Genomic DNA, 15,869 nt, shown 5'->3' on the forward strand with positions numbered 1-15,869 from the left:
GTTGAAGTACACGAGAATGTATAAAAGGCCATCATGATCGTCCGGCCCCGCGAGAACTGGTTCCGGTTGCTGTTCGTCTGGAACGGTTCGGTTCTGTCTTCAATCATTCCGCAACTGTGCTTCATGGCGGTGGTGAGCACGCTTGCGGTCTTCACACACGGGCGCGTGTTTGGGGAAAAGATTCCGCTCAACACCGCGCCCTTCACGCTGTTCGGCGTCGCGCTGGCTATCTTCCTCGCGTTTCGGAACAACGCCAGTTATGAGCGCTTCAACGAAGCACGGCATCTCTGGGGCAGTTTGCTGATCGCGTCGCGCACGCTGACTTCGCAGATGCTTTGCTACATTCCGGAGCGCGCGGATACCTTGCGTATCGCGCAGCAGGTCATCGGATTCGTTTACGCCATCAAGCACGAATTGCGCGGCACCGATCCCACGATGGATCTCGAGCGTCTACTTGGCCCCGAACAGACTGAAAGCGTGTGCAGCCAGATCTATAGACCGATGTCCATTCTCAACGAAATACGGCGCGAGCTCTCAACCCCGAAGCATCGCATTCACCCATCCGATACCAGGCTGTGGATGCTCGACGCCCAGATCGGCGAGTTGGGCAAAGTGTTGGGTGGCTGTGAGCGGATTGCCTCTACGCCGATTCCGTTCGCCTATAACGTGCTGCTGCATCGCACCGTCTACGCCTATTGCGTTTTGCTGCCGTTCGGGCTGGTGGATTCCACGGAGTTTTTTACGCCGCTACTGTGCGTGTTCATTGCCTATACGCTGATCGCACTCGAAGCGATTGCGAGTGAAGTGGCCGATCCGTTCAGCGTGGCGCCCAACGCGCTCGCCCTCGACGCGATGTCGCGCAATATCGAGCGCTCCGTTCTCGAACTCTGTGGATGTCCCGTTCCCGATCCGGTCGAGCCGGTTCGCCCCTATCAGCTGACCTGAGCGTCGACTGTTATCTCTACGCTCAAACGGGGCTCGCTTCATTCAAACTGTGCTCTATTCAATGAGCCAGATTTGTGCGCTCCACGCATGAGTGATCGCTCTTACTCTTATCCCATCGCCGCGTCGCCACTTCGGGACGCGAAGCAAGAATCGGAGTTAAAGATGAGAGGGATCATATGTCAACGCCATTTGCTGAAGGACGCACCGCGAATATCGCCACCCACAGTAAGGAACGTAATGTCAACCTGCTGGAGGCCATGCGGATTTACGTGAGAGTCGTCGAAAGAGGGAGCATTTCGGGCGCCGCACGGGATCTGGACATCGGCCAGCCGGCCGTGAGCGAGCGCATCGAGCGGCTCGAAAAGTTCCTCGGCTGCCGCCTGCTGCAACGCAACGCACGCGCCTTCAAATGCACGCCGGAGGGAACGATTTTTCACGAGCGCAGCAAGGCGGTTCTAGGGGCCGTGGAGCAGGCCGTGGCCGAGGTTTCGAACGACGAACAGGCCGTGAAAGGTTCGATCCGTATTGCAGCGCCGCACTGCTTCGGTGAAACGCTTCTGCCGGAAGGCGTGAAGCGTATCCGTGAAAGCTTTCCGCGCATCGACATCGAACTCGTGCTCAACGACAAGATCACCGATCTGGTCACCGAGGGCGTCGACATCTCGTTTCGCCTCGGACAGCTAGCCGATGGTGCGTATATTGCTTGGCCGCTTGGGGACATCGAGCGTGTGCTCGTAGCATCGCCGGATTATCTAAAGCGGCACGACGCGATTGACGATCTCGCGGATCTCGCAAGGCACAATCTGATTCGCGTGAAAGGATCGTTCGACGCCGACCTGCTACCGGTCTCGCGAGATGGCGCACTCATCGAGAGCGTTCCGATTCAGACGGTCATCAAGACCACGCATTGGCGCCCGATGTATGAAATGGTTTTGTCAGGACTCGGGCTCGGCGTGCTCGAAGCGCCGGCTGCAAAGGACGCACTCGAAACGGGCGGACTGGTACAGGTGCTCCCACAGTACGAAATGCCTGCGCTGGCGCTGAACCTGCTTATCCAGCCGCAACGTCCAATTCCGTTGCGGGTCCGTAAAGTAGTCGACACGCTCAGGGGTTATATCGCCGATACGCTGTCCCGATAGCTAACTCAGAACCATGCGATCCCCGTGTATCGCATGGTTAAAACCCACGAATGGGTCACATCAACGGTCATGCAGGTCACGAACGATTTGCTCCGCCTCCTGCGAGGATTCGATTCTGAAAAACCAGCGCTCAGCGTGCTCGCGAATGGCGACCCATGAGCGATCCTCACCGCCAGTCTTTATATGGGTGATGAATTTGCAGCCTCGCTCCAGGCCATCGCGATTGGCCTCTTCCTCCGTTAACCATTCCGGCTGCACGGTGTCCGGGCTACAGGTCGCAAACAAGCGGCCATCGTGACGGACCTCCACGTGCGCAATCCAGCCGCCTCGCCCGTTGTCGCGGGATTGCGTCGTTATTTCAAACCCGTGACACGTCATACTCTCGGTTCGAGCCATCCGCTGTCTCCGTAATCATCTAGTTTGCGGCCGGGACTCCCCCGTCACGGACGGCTGTCTGGCCGCCGGGTTTCGCATTTCCTGTACCGCGCCATGGATTGCTTCCGTTAGCGTGTTGTTGATTTCAATGAGCCTGCGCATTTCGTCCTGCAGTTTCAGAAGCGCCTCGGCATCTTTGTAGGTTTGCAATGCCTGTTTATCCGATGCAGCAGCCGCCACCTTCTGCCCAACCATGATGACGGAAAGCAGTACGAGTTGCAAAAACGTCTGGGCGAGCCACGCAACGAGCGCGGCAACGCCGCCTTGGATGGCCGACGGCAAGCTCACAAGCGCAATTGCCGCAAAAACGTAGGCACACCACATCGTTCCAACGACATTGGTGATAGCGACGGCAATCCTGCCGTTCAGCCCCACATGCTCATGCGCGGTAAGATGCGGCCCGGCTTTTTTGCGCTCTTCAACACGCGCACTCGCTTCGGTGTCAGTTTTCATCATTGAATCCCGATCGAAAGAGCTATATGGTCAGCGCCAGCCACGCACGCTACACCGATAGTACAGCTTAATACGATACCCAATATCGAGCAGAAAGTTCGACCGCCAGCTCTCCGATATAAAGTATCGGCTCGCCGAACGTTCACACCGGTTGAATCCAACCATAAAATTCAATCGTCAAATTGTCCCTTTTGGGTTGCCATCGCGCGCTCATCGGGTGTCCGTGGCGCTTGTGAACAGGAACTCCGGCCATGTCTACGCTCTGCGATATCTGCCACGCTCGCCCCGCTGTCGCGCGCGTCGTCGTAACCGAAAACGGCGAGCGCAAGTCGCTGTCGATCTGCGACTATCACTATCGGCAGTTGATGCGCCACCAAAGCATGCTCAATCCGTTCGATTCGCTGCTTGGCGGCGGAGGCGGCGATCTTTCAGGTTTGCTCGGCGAATACGGCGACGATTCCGCAATGAGCGCGAGCGTGCCTCGCGAGTCCGTCGACGCCACCGATGCGTTCAGCGAGCAAACCATGGAGTTGCTGCAACGCGCCGCCGAAAAGGCTCACGAATTGCACCGCACCGAACTCGATACGGAGCATCTGCTTTACGTACTCGCGGATACCGACGTGTGCGCGGCGCTACTCAAAGAGTTGAAGCTCTCCCCCCAGGACATCAGGGGCTATATCGACGAGCACGCAAAGCAAGGCTCGGCCAGCGACGACGAATCGCTCGAAAGAATGACCGTATCGCCGCGCCTGAAGAAGGCATTTCAGTTCGCATTCCAGGCGTCGCGCGATCTCGGACATTCATACGTGGGTCCGGAACACCTGCTAATCGGCCTGGCCGCCGTGCCGGAAAGCCTGGCGGGCACGCTGCTGAAAAAATATGGCGTGACGCCAGAGGCGCTGCGCCAGAAAGTGGTCAAGGTTGTCGGCAAGGGCGCGGAAGACGGGCGCATTGAAACGCCCACGGGTACGCCGAACCTCGACAAGTTCGGGCGCGACCTCACCGCGCTCGCGCGTCAGGGCAAGCTCGATCCGGTGCTTGGCCGCGCTCAAGAGATTGAAAGCACGATTGAGGTCCTGGCGCGCCGCAAGAAGAACAACCCGGTGCTCATCGGCGAACCGGGTGTCGGTAAGACCGCGATTGTTGAAGGACTCGCGCAGCGCATGGTCAACGGCGATGTCCCCGAGGTGCTGCGCGGCAAACGCCTGGTGGAAGTCAATATCAACTCGATGGTCGCCGGCGCGAAGTATCGTGGCGAATTCGAAGAGCGCGCGAAGCAATTGATCGACGAGGTGACGGCCAAGCAGGACGAACTCATTCTGTTCATCGACGAGCTGCATACGATCGTTGGCGCCGGGCAAGGCGGCGGCGAAGGCGGTCTCGACATCGCGAACGTGCTGAAACCCGCACTCGCGCGCGGCGAGTTGAGCCTGATCGGTGCGACCACGCTGAACGAGTATCAGAAGTACATCGAGAAAGATGCGGCGCTGGAGCGTCGTTTCCAGCCCGTGCTCGTTCCCGAGCCTAGCGTCGAGCAAACCATCGTTATCCTGCGCGGTCTGCGCGACAAACTTGAAGCGCACCATCAGGTCACGTTTTCCGATGATGCATTCGTCGCCGCGGCAGAATTCGCCGATCGCTATATCACCTCGCGTTTTCTGCCGGACAAGGCCATCGACCTGATCGACCAGGCGGCCGCGCGCGTGCGCATCGGCGCCACGTCGCGGCCAGCCGACATTCAGGAGCTGGAGGCCGAAGTAGCCCAACTCAAGCGCGAACAGGACTATGCCTCCTCGCGCAAGCGTTACGACCAGGCGAAGGCCTTTGAAGAACGCATCAACGAGAAAGAGAAACAGCTCGAAGAGCAGATGGAGGCATGGCAGCGCAAGACCGGCACGGAAACGCTGGAAGTGACGGTGGCGTCCGTCGCGGAGGTCGTCTCGCGGCTCACGGGCATTCCGGTTACTGAGCTCACCCAGGAGGAGCGCAAAAAACTGCTGAAGATGGAAGACACGCTGAGAGCGCGCGTGGTCGGCCAGGACGATGCGGTTGTCGCGGTGAGCGATGCCGTGCGTTTGTCGCGCGCGGGCCTGGGCCAGGAGCACCGGCCCATTGCGAATTTCCTGTTTCTCGGGCCAACGGGCGTTGGCAAGACCGAACTCGCTAAAGCGCTAGCGGAAAGCGTCTTTGGAGATGAACAGGCAATCGTCCGGATCGACATGAGCGAGTACATGGAGCGCCATGCCGTCGCCCGGCTGATCGGCGCGCCGCCGGGATACGTGGGTTACGACGAGGGTGGGCAACTCACCGAGCGCGTGCGGCGGCGTCCGTATAGCGTGATCCTGCTCGACGAGATCGAGAAAGCGCACCCGGATGTCTATAACGTGCTTCTGCAAGTGTTCGACGACGGGCGTCTCACCGATGGCAAGGGCCGCGTGGTCGATTTCAGCAACACGATCATCATCGCCACGAGCAATCTGGGCGCTTCGATCATCATGGAGAACCTCGAACAACCCGAGGCGAAGCGCAAGAGCGAAAAGGCCGTGCGAGACGAGTTGATGACGGTGCTCAAGGGCCACTTCCGGCCCGAGTTCCTCAACCGGATCGACGACATTATCGTGTTCCACGCCCTTTCAAAGGAGAATATTCGCGCGATCGTGCAGATTCAGCTCGATCGTGTCGTTCGGGCCGCGGCCGCGCAGGACATCACGCTGAAGCTGAGCGACTCGCTGGTCGACCATCTGGCCGAAGTCGGCTATCAACCGGAGTTCGGCGCGCGCGAGTTGAAACGGCAAATCCGCCAGGAAGTGGAAACCCGTCTTGCAAAGGAAATACTCGGCGATGCACTCAAATCCGGCGATAGCGTGGAAATCGACTATGACAAGAAAGACGAGGAAGTGACGTTCAACAAGGTGTAGCCTTCCACCACGTCTGAACAAATTGGAGGAGCACACCATGAACGACGATGAACGCGCCATTCGGCAAGTCGTGGAAACCTGGATGGCCGCCAGCAAGCGCGGCGATACGGCAACCGTTCTGAGCCTGATGACGGACGATGTCATCTTCATGGTCCCGGGTCAGGAGCCGTTCGGCAAGGAAACGTTCGCTGCCGCCTCGAAGGGCATGGAAGGCATGAAGGTCGATGGCAACAGCGAGATCGTCGAACTGCAGATCCTCGGCGACTGGGCGTTCATCCGCAATCGCATCGATATTGCCATCACGCCGCCGGACGGCGGCACGGTGCGCCGCGCGGGCTATACGCTCACGCTGCTGCGCAAGGAGGCCGATGGAAAGTGGCGCCTCGCGCGCGACGCCAATTTGCTGAGCGTGCGCAGCTAATCGAAGCCGCGCATGCGGCCTCAGTTTGAGGCCAGCACGTCCTGAAGCCGCTCGATGACGCCTGGCCAGCCGCGCCCCATGCCCTGGTAAGCCGTCTTGCCCAACGGTGCGTCGAGGTCGAACCCATTGTGCTCGAGCGTCAGGCGCGTGCCGTCGCCCTCCGGGGCGAGGCGCCAGGTAATCGTGGTGTTCAGCGTGCCCGTTGCGAACGCATAAGCGAACAAACGCTCGGGCTCCACGGCAATCACTTCGCAAGGTTGCTGCCCCCACGGACCCATGTCGAGCGTGAAGCGATGCCCGACACTCGCGCGCACGTCGCCCGCCGCCCACCATTTCGCGTGGATGACCGGATCGGTCAAGGTGGTCCATACGTGCTCAGGCGTGTGAGGCAGGAAGCGGGTCAACTCGATAATGCCGGGGTCCGTCATGTTTTCTCCTGTTGCGAGCGCGAACTGCCGCAAGGCGCGTGAATGCTTCGGCCGGACATTTTATCCGCGATTGCCCTGCTCATTCGCGAACACTGCCGCCCTCATCGCATCATGCGCGCCTTGCGTAGTTGCCACGCCCCACAGGCCCCAGCTTTGCCGGCCCCCAATCCGCTATCAGGCAGGACGCAGCGTGTCGCCGAGCGGCAGCGTGCGAATCGTCGCGCCAGTAGCGGCTGCCAGCGCATTCGCCACCGCGGGCGCAGCAGGCGGCACGCCGGGCTCGCCAATGCCGGTGGGCGCCTCCTTCGACGGCACGATATGCACCTCGACCACGGGCATGCCGCTCATGCGCAGCACCGGATAGTCGTTGAAGTTGCCCTCCTTCACGTGCCCCTTGTCGAACGTGATGGCCGTGTGCAGGAACGCGAGGCCGAAGCCGATCCCGCCTTCCACCTGTGCCGCGACGATATCCGGATTGATCACGGTGCCGCAATCGACCGCGCAGACCATGCGGTCGACCGTGAACGAGCCGTCCTGCTGCACGGTCACCTCGGCCACCTGCGCGACATAGGTCCCAAACGCGAATTGCAGCGCAATGCCCCGGCCACGCTTCGTGCCCTGCGCGCCCGCCGCCAGCGGCGTCGACCAGCCCGCCTTTTGCGCCGCGAGATCGAGCACGCCGCGATGCCGTGGCTTGCTCGCCAGCAGCGCGTGGCGAAATGCATAGGGATCCTTACCGGCTGCCCGCGCCGCTTCGTCCATCATGGTTTCGCCCACGAAGGCGGCGTGGGTGTGCCCGACCGAGCGCAGCCACTGGGTCTGCACCGGCAGCTTCGGCGCGTGCTGCGTGGCCTTGAAGTTCGGAATGTCGTAGGGAATGTCGGCCGTGCCTTCGACCAGCACCGGATCGACCGAATCCGGCTTGGGCAGTTGCATGAAGCTCTGCCCGACCACATCGTGATTCCACGACACCAAGTTGCCCGCCTTGTCGAGCGCGACTCGCACCTTGTGGACCGTGAGCGGCCGGTAATAGCCCGCGCGCATATCGTCCTCGCGCATCCACACGAGCTTGACGGGCGCGTTGATGTCTTGCGCGTGCGCCGCGCGCACGATGCGGCACGCCTCGCGCACATAGTCCGATTGCGGATTCGCGCGACGGCCAAAGCTGCCGCCCGCATAGAGTTGATGAATGGTGACATGCTCGGGCTTGAGCCCTAGCTCCTTCGCGGCCATCGCCTGGTCGCCCGTGGCCCACTGCTCGCCGTTCCAGATCTCGCAGCGGCTGCCCTGCAGATGCACGAGGCAGTTCAACGGCTCCATCGGTGCGTGCGAAAGATAGGGCTGCTCATAAACGGCTTCCAGATACTTGCCGCCCTCGGGCGCCGCGTTCAGCACCGTGCCGCGTTTTTCCGCTACAACGCCAGGTTGATCGGCAAGCGCGCGGAACTGCTTGTAGATGTCGTCGGAACTCAGGGCGAACGCGTGGCTGTCGTCCCACGTGATCGCCAGCGCGTCGCGACCCTGGCGGGCGATCCACGTGTTGTGGGCGAGCACCGCCACACCGCCCTGTACTTCGCCGTCGCCCGGCACCTCGACCACGGCGACCACGCCCTTGATCGCCTTCGCCTTGCTCGCGTCCACGTGCTGGACCTTGCCGCCCAAACGCGGCGGATGCGCGATCACCGCCACCAGCATGCCCGGCACCTTGATGTCCTGCGTATAAATCGCGGAACCGTCCACCTTCGCGGGCACGTCGACGCGGCGGGTCTTATCGCTGCCGATCAGTTTGAAGTCGTCGGGATGCTTGAGCACCACGTGCGTCGGAACGCTTTCGCGCGCGGCGGCGGCAACGAACTGGCCATAGCCCGCACGGCGGCCCGATGGCGCGTGCACGATCACGCCGTCTTCGACGTGCAGCGTGTTCGCGTCCACCTTCCAGGTCTTCGCGGCGGCGGACACCAGCATCATGCGCGCAGCCGCAGCGGCCTCGCGCATCTGCTTCCACGCGCCGGCCATTGCCGTGCTGCCGCCGGTACCCTGCACCGTCCAGCCAAACGTTGCGAATATGGGGTTCGCATATTTCTTCACGTCGGCCTGCGCGGGAACGACCTTCACCTTGTCGAGCGACACGTCGAGTTCGTCGGCGGCCATGGTGGCCAGCCCCGTAAACGTGCCCTGGCCCATCTCCAGATACTCGGAGATGACCGTGACCGTGCCGTCCGCATTCACGCGAACAAACGCATTCGGCTCGAACGGCAGCTTCGCGGGATCGAGCGATGCCGCCACCGCAAGGCCGCCGCGAAAGCCGACCGCAAGCGTCAACGCCGACATGCCGGCAAGAAACTGGCGGCGCGTAAGCGTCGCACGGGGTTCCGCGCCGCCCTGCGCGGCCTCATCACGAAGGATCGGATCACGCATGCTTGAGCTCCTCCGATGCGTGATGAATCGCGGCGCGAATCCGCTGATAGGTCGCACAGCGGCAAATGTTGCCGCTCATCGCGTCGTTGATGTCGGCGTCGGTAGGATTGGGTTTGGCCGCAAGCAGCGCCACCGCCGACATCACCTGGCCCGACTGGCAGTAGCCGCATTGCGGCGCCTGTTTCTCGATCCAGGCGGCCTGCACGGCGGCGCCGACCTTCTGCTCGTGAATGGCCTCGATGGTCGTAATGCTGCGGCCTTCCAGCGAGCCGACCGGCGTCACGCAGGCGCGTGTGGGCTGGCCGTCGAGATGCACCGTGCATGCGCCGCACAGCGCCATGCCGCAGCCGAATTTCGTGCCCGTGAGCCCAAGCTCGTCGCGCAGATACCAGAGCAAGGGCATCCCGGGATCGCCATCGAATTGATGGCGCTTTCCATTCACCACGATCTGTACCATGTTGTTCGACCTTTTCTGTGCTGTGTAAGTACCAACGCCTGGCGTGGGCGGACGGAGCAATAACCTGTGGAGTCTAGTCGCGGCATGCAGAACCTGCCATGCCGGAAAATCCGCTTCATTTGCCTGAATGTCTTGAAAGCTAATCGAATGTGCGAATTAAATAGATGAATATGCATAGGTTCGACGCTACTCCATGCATGTCACGCGCAGGCAAATCCCCTTTATATAGCCACTATTATTTCCATCATGCAAATTTCGCATGAAGCTATGTGCATTCAGCATTGGACGCACCAGGGAAGTCACACGAGTATCCGCCTTCACCATTTATTGCTGCCTGGCCGCACCAGCCTTTCAATGCGCATACAGGCATTCAAGGCGCAGCAAAAATGCGTATGACGAGAACAAGATTCGGACGAAAGTCGCGACGATTTCTTGCGATCTGGAGATAAGGAGACAATGTGAGTAGTTCTGTTAAACGACATATCGGGCCGTTCGCACTGATGTTCACCGGCCTTGGGTCGATCATCGGTTCGGGCTGGCTGTTCGGTGCGTGGAAGGCAGCCAAGATTGCCGGCCCCGCAGCCATCTGCGCATGGATCATCGGCGCCGTGGTCATTCTGGCGATTGCGCTCACCTACGCCGAGCTTGGCGCAATGTTCCCCGAATCGGGCGGCATGGTGCGTTACGCGCGTTACTCGCACGGCGCGCTCGTAGGCTTCATCAGCGCATGGGCCAACTGGATCGCCATTGTTTCGGTGATTCCGATCGAAGCCGAAGCCTCGATCCAGTACATGAGCACCTGGCCCTACCCATGGGCGCACGCGTTGTTCGTCGACGGATCGCTCACCTCATCGGGCTTATTGCTCTCCGCGCTGCTCGTGATCATTTACTTCATGCTCAACTACTGGGGTGTGAAGCTCTTCGCGCGCGCCAATAGCGCCATCACGATCTTCAAGTTCATCATCCCGGGTCTCACGATCGCAGGCCTGATGGCGACCGGCTTCCATCACGAGAACTTCGGCCAGTCGACCGAATTCGCGCCTTATGGCTGGTCGGCGGTGTTCACGGCTGTGGCAACCAGCGGCATCGTGTTCGCGTTCAACGGCTTCCAGAGCCCGATCAACCTCGCGGGTGAAGCACGCAACCCGTCGAAGAGCGTGCCGTTCGCGGTGATCGGCTCGATCCTCTGCGCGCTCGTGATCTACGTGCTGTTGCAGATTGCGTACATCGGCGCGGTCTCGCCGACGGATGTCATGAAAGGCTGGAACACCTTCAACTTCAAGTCGCCGTTCGCCGAGCTCGCGATCGCGCTGAACCTGAACTGGCTGGCAATCATGCTCTACGTGGACGCGTTCGTGAGCCCGAGCGGCACCGGCACGACCTACATGGCCACGACCTCGCGCATGATCTACGCGATGGAGCGCAACAACACGATGCCGAAGATGTTCGGCAATGTGCATCCGTTCTACGGCGTGCCGCGCCAGGCCATGTGGTTCAACCTGCTAGTCTCGTTCATCTTCATGTTCTTCTTCCGCGGCTGGAGCTCGCTCGCGGCGGTGATCTCGGTGGCGACCGTGATCTCGTACCTCACCGGCCCGATCAGCCTGATGGCGCTCAAGCGCGCGGCAACCGATCTGGAACGCCCGCTCACCGTGCCGTTCATGAAGGTCATTGCGCCGTTCGCGTTCGTGTGCGCGTCGATGATCCTGTACTGGGCGAAGTGGCCGCTGACCGGCGAAATCATCCTGCTGATGGTCGTCGCGCTGCCGGTGTACTTCTACTTCCAGCGCAAGACGGGCTTCGACGGCTGGGGCCAGGATCTGAAGGCTGCATGGTGGCTGTGCGCGTACCTGCCGGTGATGGCGGTCCTGTCGCTGATCGGCAGCAAGCAGTTCGGCGGCCACGACCTCATTCCCTACGGCTGGGACATGCTGGTGGTTGCGATCATCTCGCTCGGCTTCTACTACTGGGGCGTGAACTCGGGTTATCGCTCGCAGTACCTCGACGAACGCGAAAAACTCGCCGAACTCGAAGCGCTGCCTTCTGTCTCCGAGGCCTGATAGCACGCCTCTAGCGTGCCGGGGGGCGCGCAAGACACGCGCCCCCGGCCGCATCGCGCATCTGGCGCGTGGCCTCACGGCCACAGATTGTGCACCGTGTGCAGAATGTGACTGACTAATTGCGGCTGCCGATGCGTGCCCGTCTTGCCGAAGATGGCCGCAAGCTGCGCACGCGCCGTGTAGTGAGAAATCCCCAGCGAAGCCGCCGCCTCCTTGACGCTTTCACCCTGCACCAGGCGCGTCGCGAGCACGGCTTCCGCCCTTGTCAAGCGAAACAATTCGATCAGCACGCCTACCGAAATTTCGGGTTGCTGGTTCGCATCGCGTATCAGCATCAGTACGGCTGCCGTCGTCTTTTCGGCGAGGCCTGCACGCACCCCGTGCGGCCGGCACAGCACGCTCCACGACTGAGCACCACCGCCACGCGTCGCGCGAAACACCTGCGCGTCGTCCGGCCCTCCAGCCTCTGCGGCCACCACCCTGGCGAGCGCGTCGCGCATCGCCCGTTCGCTGCGCGAATCGGTGCAATACAGCGTCCCTTCCCGCAGCGCAAAGCCATCCTGCTGCTCGAGCCATCGGTCCGCCACCGCGTTTTTCAGCAGCACACGGCCGTCTTCGTTCAACACGAGACACCCCACGGTCAACTGTTCCGCCGTATCGTCGAGCACGCGCAGCCGGTATTGCTGATGTGCGAGGCGCGCATAGATCGCGAACGCGGTTTGCAGGCGCGGCGCCAGCGCTTCCAGAAACTTGCGTTCAGCCTCCCCGAAACCGGCCTCGCCTCGCAGGCGCGCGCCACGCAGGCGAAAGATCATTCCCGTAGCAGGCTCCGCCAGATCGAGCCCGATCAGGTCGATGACGTCGCCATACTCGCGGAGATACGCGTGATAGACCGGGAAGCGCTGTGCCAGCTCGGCCTCGCTCATCATCTGACTGAGGATGCACACCTGGCCTTGCGGCAACTCCAGAAACGGCGAATCGCGGAACACGCGCTCCTGCAACGCGACGATCGCATCGGTATGCGCATCGGCCGAGATCACGACGCCCGGATCGCCGGAACGCGGCTTGCGCAACACCAGCGTGGGATGACGGCACGGCATGGAGCGCCCCATCGCCTCGAGAAACGCAGTCCACGGCGGGGTGTCCAGCGTACTGGCGAACAGGGCGTCTATCAGGCCGATGAGGTTGTGTGCCATAGGCGGAAAGCGTGCCGACGATCAACGATGCTCGATGATATCGCCCGCGGCACGATCATCGCGAACCGCCCGCAAACGCAGTCGTCCGTTCAACGCCACCTCGCCTGGTACGCCGCTTTGGCCTCCGGATTGATCCATCCGGCCGGCCATTCGCCATCGAGCAAGCGCAGGGTCTCCTGCCAGGGGCGTTGCACCAACGCGTTCATGGCTTGTGGCGAGATCCCCGCGGAATGCGGCGTGATCACCACTTGATCCAGGCCCCACAAATCGTGCGCGGGCGGCAGCGGCTCCGGCTCGGTCACGTCGAGCCCCGCCGCCGCCAACGTGCCATCGCGCAAAGCGATGCTGAGCGCCGCATGGTCGATCAACCCGCCCCGCCCCGTATTGATGACGATGGCCCCCGGCTTCATCCGCGCGAAAGCCGCCTCCCCCAGCAGGTGCCGGTTGCCGTCGTTCAGCGGCACATGCAGCGAGACGATGTCGGCATTGGCCAGTAACGCGTCCTGTGAAACCGCACGAACGCCGGCAAGCGCCATCGTGCCCGCATCGACATACGGGTCGCTGGCGATGACATTCAGGCCAAAGCCCGCCGCGCGCGGGACCACTGCTCGCGCAATGGCGCCGAACCCGACAAGCCCGAGCGTACGTCCGCTCAGCCGGCTCATGCGCGGCCAATGATGCTGGCGCAGCCGCCGGATGGCGTCGCTGCCGCCCCCTTCGCGCGCCGCGCCATGCAAGGCCACGATCCGCCGCGTGCAGGCAAGGATCAGCGCGAGCGTGTGGTCGGCGACCTCCTCCAGGCAAAAGTCCGGCACGTTGGCCACGAGGATGCCGGCTTCGCTGGCCGCATCGCGGTCGAGATTCTCGAAGCCGATGCCCATGCTCACGATCATCCGGCACGCCCGCAGGGCCGAGAGCACCCGCCGGCTGAAACGTTGAACGCTGCATTGCCCGAACACGATGTCCGCATCGGCACAGGCAGCAATCAACTCGTCCTCTCCGGTGCAGTGCATGACCCGAAAATCGGGCGTCATCTCCCGCGCCGCGAACGCGGGGAGGTAATCCGCAGGCGTCTCGCGGACGCCATCCATTGCAAGTGTCTGGACGATCTTCAGCATGGGCGGCGCGCTCCTGTCTCTCTCGGCTGGTTGGCTGATTGCCTGGTCTGGCGGTTGATCGGTCCATCATCGTCGGACGTCATGGCGTCGTGCATCCGCCAAATGCACTAAATAGCGCACTAAATAGCGCACTAATCAGCGGGCCAGGCGCGGCTGCGGGTTCGCGCCTAGTTCATTTGTCCGATGTGCGTCTCGCCGCGCGCTGGCATCGTGGGTCACCTCGAATTCCGGACCGCTCACCGCAAAGGACGATTCCATGTCGACGATGACCGGCGGCGATGCCGTCTACCACGCACTGAAGGCCGCGAACGTATCCTGCGTTTTCGGCATCCCCAGCCAGCACAACCTCGGCCTCTACGATGCGTTGTGCCGGCACGGCGACATTCGTGTGATCGGCACGCGCCACGAGCAAGGGGCCGTGCATGCGGCCGATGGCTATGCACGGGCGACCGGCAAGCTCGGCGTCGCCATCGTCAGCACGGGGCCCGGCACGGTCAATGCCGTCAACGGCCTGTACGAGGCCGGCTTCGCGTCGTCGCCGGTGCTGCTGCTCACGACTCAGGTCGATACGCGCTATCTGGGCCGGGGCAAGGGCTTTATCCACGACGCCGATCAGCAACTCGCGATGCTGCGCACGGTCACACGGCGCAGCGAGCGCGTGCTGCATGCGCGCGACATCGCCGCGACGATCCATCGCGTGATGGCCGACATCGCCACGGGACGCCCGCAACCGGGTGCGGTGGAGATTCCCACCGACCTTCTGCTGGCAACGCTGCCTGATGAAACGTCCGAATATGCGAGCCCCGCGCCGCTGCCCGCCGACGACGCGATGCTCGACGCTGTGGCGCAACGCCTGGGCCAAAGCCGCAAGCCCTTGCTCTGGGTCGGTGGCGGCTGCGTGAGCGCGAACGCCGCCAGCGCCGTGCGCGAGCTGGCCGAGCGCCTCGGTGCGCCCGTCGTAAGCAGCGTCAACGGGCGCGGCGTGCTGCCGGCCGGTCATCCGCTCTATGTCGGCTGCCAGACCCATCTGCCGGCCTTCAACGAGCTGCTCGCGCAAGCGGATCTGGTGCTCGCGATCGGCACGCGCTTCCAGGCGCTCGCGAGCCAGTACTGGCAGCAGCCGATGCCGAAGAACCTGGCCCACATCGACGCCGATTCGAGCGTGATCGGCCGCAACTATCCGGCAGCGCTCTCCGTGGTGGCCGATGCGCGGCTCGCCGTCGAAGGCTTGCTCTCCCGCGTGGCGCCCATCGACATCGACAGCGGGTTCGCCGCGCTCGCCCGAGAGGTCCGCCATACGCTGAAACAGACAGTGAACCGGATGATCGGGCCCGATCATCAGCGCATCGTCGAGGCGATCGAGGCCCTCCTCCCCGCCGACAGCCCGGTGGTCGGCGACGCCACCATCACCGCCAACACCTGGGGCAACTACCTGCTTTCCATCCGCGCCCCGCGCATCGGCCACTACAGCACGGGGCTCGCGATTGGTCCGGCGTTGCCGATCGGGATCGGAGCCGCGCTCGGCACCGGCAAGAAGACGCTGGTCATTCACGGCGACGGCGGCGTGATGCTCAATCTCGCGGAGATCGCCACCGCCGTGCAAACGCGTGCGCTCCTCGTGCTATGCGTCTTCAACGACAGCGGCTACGGGGTGCTGAAGGGCCTGCAGCGCGTGACCACGGGACGCCCGTACGCGGTCGATCTGCACACGCCGGACTTCGTCGCGCTGGCTGCCGCCATGGGCATGCCCGGCACGCTAGTCCGCTCGGCCGATGCGTTTGCGCACGCACTGGAATCCGCGCTGGCTGTTGACGGACCGTATCTGATCGAGGTCGATCTGGCGAGCCTCGAACCCATCCGCCTATTCGGCTGACGTGAGCG

At 62.5% G+C, this 15,869-nt stretch carries 12 protein-coding genes and 1 pseudogene; 6 read left to right on the plus strand and 7 right to left on the minus strand.

Translation table 11 applies throughout. The features are described 5' to 3' along the window. The first annotated feature begins 33 nt into the window (after nt 1-33). Nucleotides 34-945 carry a bestrophin family protein gene (locus HV773_RS10220; RefSeq protein WP_175194984.1) on the plus strand — a complete coding sequence of 304 codons (912 nt, stop codon included), beginning with the start codon at nt 34-36 and terminating at the stop codon, nt 943-945. Between the two features lie 257 nt (nt 946-1,202). Continuing rightward, nucleotides 1,203-2,084: a LysR family transcriptional regulator gene (locus HV773_RS10225; protein WP_175195249.1), complete on the plus strand. Its 882-nt coding sequence runs from the start codon at nt 1,203-1,205 to the stop codon at nt 2,082-2,084. 60 nt (nt 2,085-2,144) lie between these two features. Here the strand turns inward: HV773_RS10225 and HV773_RS10230 are convergent, their stop codons facing one another. Next, nucleotides 2,145-2,480: a DUF6566 family protein gene (locus tag HV773_RS10230; protein WP_175194985.1), complete on the minus strand. Its 336-nt coding sequence runs from the start codon at nt 2,478-2,480 to the stop codon at nt 2,145-2,147. Nucleotides 2,481-2,495: 15 nt separating this feature from the next. Continuing rightward, nucleotides 2,496-2,975, minus strand: coding sequence for a hypothetical protein (locus HV773_RS10235; RefSeq protein ID WP_217481906.1), 480 nt, complete (start codon nt 2,973-2,975; stop codon nt 2,496-2,498). 248 nt (nt 2,976-3,223) lie between these two features. Here HV773_RS10235 and HV773_RS10240 point away from each other — a divergent pair. Then, a pseudogene (locus HV773_RS10240) lies at nt 3,224-5,887 on the plus strand (ATP-dependent Clp protease ATP-binding subunit); the annotation flags it as partial. Nucleotides 5,888-5,927: 40 nt separating this feature from the next. Beyond that, complete coding sequence (locus HV773_RS10245) at nt 5,928-6,311, plus strand: YybH family protein (protein WP_175194991.1); 384 nt, start codon at nt 5,928-5,930, stop codon at nt 6,309-6,311. A 20-nt stretch (nt 6,312-6,331) separates the two neighbouring features. Here HV773_RS10245 and HV773_RS10250 read toward each other — a convergent pair whose 3' ends face one another. From HV773_RS10250 to HV773_RS10260, 3 genes are all read right to left on the minus strand, one after another. Next, complete coding sequence (locus HV773_RS10250) at nt 6,332-6,739, minus strand: SRPBCC family protein (RefSeq protein WP_175194993.1); 408 nt, start codon at nt 6,737-6,739, stop codon at nt 6,332-6,334. A 174-nt stretch (nt 6,740-6,913) separates the two neighbouring features. Continuing rightward, nucleotides 6,914-9,157 (minus strand): xanthine dehydrogenase family protein molybdopterin-binding subunit, encoded by a 2,244-nt coding sequence (locus tag HV773_RS10255; RefSeq protein WP_175194995.1) that lies wholly within the window; start codon nt 9,155-9,157, stop codon nt 6,914-6,916. Beyond that, nucleotides 9,150-9,614 (minus strand): (2Fe-2S)-binding protein, encoded by a 465-nt coding sequence (locus tag HV773_RS10260; RefSeq protein WP_175194997.1) that lies wholly within the window; start codon nt 9,612-9,614, stop codon nt 9,150-9,152. Before HV773_RS10260 ends, HV773_RS10255 begins: the two co-directional genes overlap by 8 nt. A gap of 458 nt (nt 9,615-10,072) precedes the next feature. Here HV773_RS10260 and HV773_RS10265 point away from each other — a divergent pair, with 458 nt between their 5' ends. After that, nucleotides 10,073-11,674 carry an APC family permease gene (locus HV773_RS10265; protein WP_175194999.1) on the plus strand — a complete coding sequence of 534 codons (1,602 nt, stop codon included), beginning with the start codon at nt 10,073-10,075 and terminating at the stop codon, nt 11,672-11,674. A gap of 74 nt (nt 11,675-11,748) precedes the next feature. Here the strand turns inward: HV773_RS10265 and HV773_RS10270 are convergent, their stop codons facing one another. Then, nucleotides 11,749-12,870: a helix-turn-helix transcriptional regulator gene (locus HV773_RS10270; protein ID WP_175195000.1), complete on the minus strand. Its 1,122-nt coding sequence runs from the start codon at nt 12,868-12,870 to the stop codon at nt 11,749-11,751. An 89-nt stretch (nt 12,871-12,959) separates the two neighbouring features. Then, complete coding sequence (locus HV773_RS10275) at nt 12,960-13,988, minus strand: C-terminal binding protein (RefSeq protein ID WP_175195002.1); 1,029 nt, start codon at nt 13,986-13,988, stop codon at nt 12,960-12,962. A gap of 256 nt (nt 13,989-14,244) precedes the next feature. On the opposite strand from HV773_RS10275, the gene HV773_RS10280 reads away from it, so the two are divergent. Further along, entirely contained in the window at nt 14,245-15,861 is a 1,617-nt protein-coding gene (locus HV773_RS10280; protein ID WP_175195004.1) for a thiamine pyrophosphate-binding protein, read from the plus strand. The last annotated feature ends 8 nt before the right edge of the window (nt 15,862-15,869 follow it).

It is taken from the genome of Paraburkholderia caffeinitolerans (assembly GCF_902859945.1).
Taxonomy (GTDB): domain Bacteria; phylum Pseudomonadota; class Gammaproteobacteria; order Burkholderiales; family Burkholderiaceae; genus Paraburkholderia; species Paraburkholderia caffeinitolerans.

Excerpts from the sequence above, each read along its gene's own strand:
- HV773_RS10220 (WP_175194984.1), top strand. The coding sequence starts at position 34 with ATGATCGTCCGGCCCCGCGAGAACTGGTTCCGGTTGCTGTTCGTCTGG.
- HV773_RS10225 (WP_175195249.1), top strand. The coding sequence starts at position 1,203 with ATGCGGATTTACGTGAGAGTCGTCGAAAGAGGGAGCATTTCGGGCGCC.
- HV773_RS10230 (WP_175194985.1), bottom strand. The coding sequence starts at position 2,480 with ATGGCTCGAACCGAGAGTATGACGTGTCACGGGTTTGAAATAACGACG.
- HV773_RS10235 (WP_217481906.1), bottom strand. The coding sequence starts at position 2,975 with ATGATGAAAACTGACACCGAAGCGAGTGCGCGTGTTGAAGAGCGCAAA.
- HV773_RS10245 (WP_175194991.1), top strand. The coding sequence starts at position 5,928 with ATGAACGACGATGAACGCGCCATTCGGCAAGTCGTGGAAACCTGGATG.
- HV773_RS10250 (WP_175194993.1), bottom strand. The coding sequence starts at position 6,739 with ATGACGGACCCCGGCATTATCGAGTTGACCCGCTTCCTGCCTCACACG.
- HV773_RS10255 (WP_175194995.1), bottom strand. The coding sequence starts at position 9,157 with ATGCGTGATCCGATCCTTCGTGATGAGGCCGCGCAGGGCGGCGCGGAA.
- HV773_RS10260 (WP_175194997.1), bottom strand. The coding sequence starts at position 9,614 with ATGGTACAGATCGTGGTGAATGGAAAGCGCCATCAATTCGATGGCGAT.
- HV773_RS10270 (WP_175195000.1), bottom strand. The coding sequence starts at position 12,870 with ATGGCACACAACCTCATCGGCCTGATAGACGCCCTGTTCGCCAGTACG.
- HV773_RS10275 (WP_175195002.1), bottom strand. The coding sequence starts at position 13,988 with ATGCTGAAGATCGTCCAGACACTTGCAATGGATGGCGTCCGCGAGACG.
- HV773_RS10280 (WP_175195004.1), top strand. The coding sequence starts at position 14,245 with ATGTCGACGATGACCGGCGGCGATGCCGTCTACCACGCACTGAAGGCC.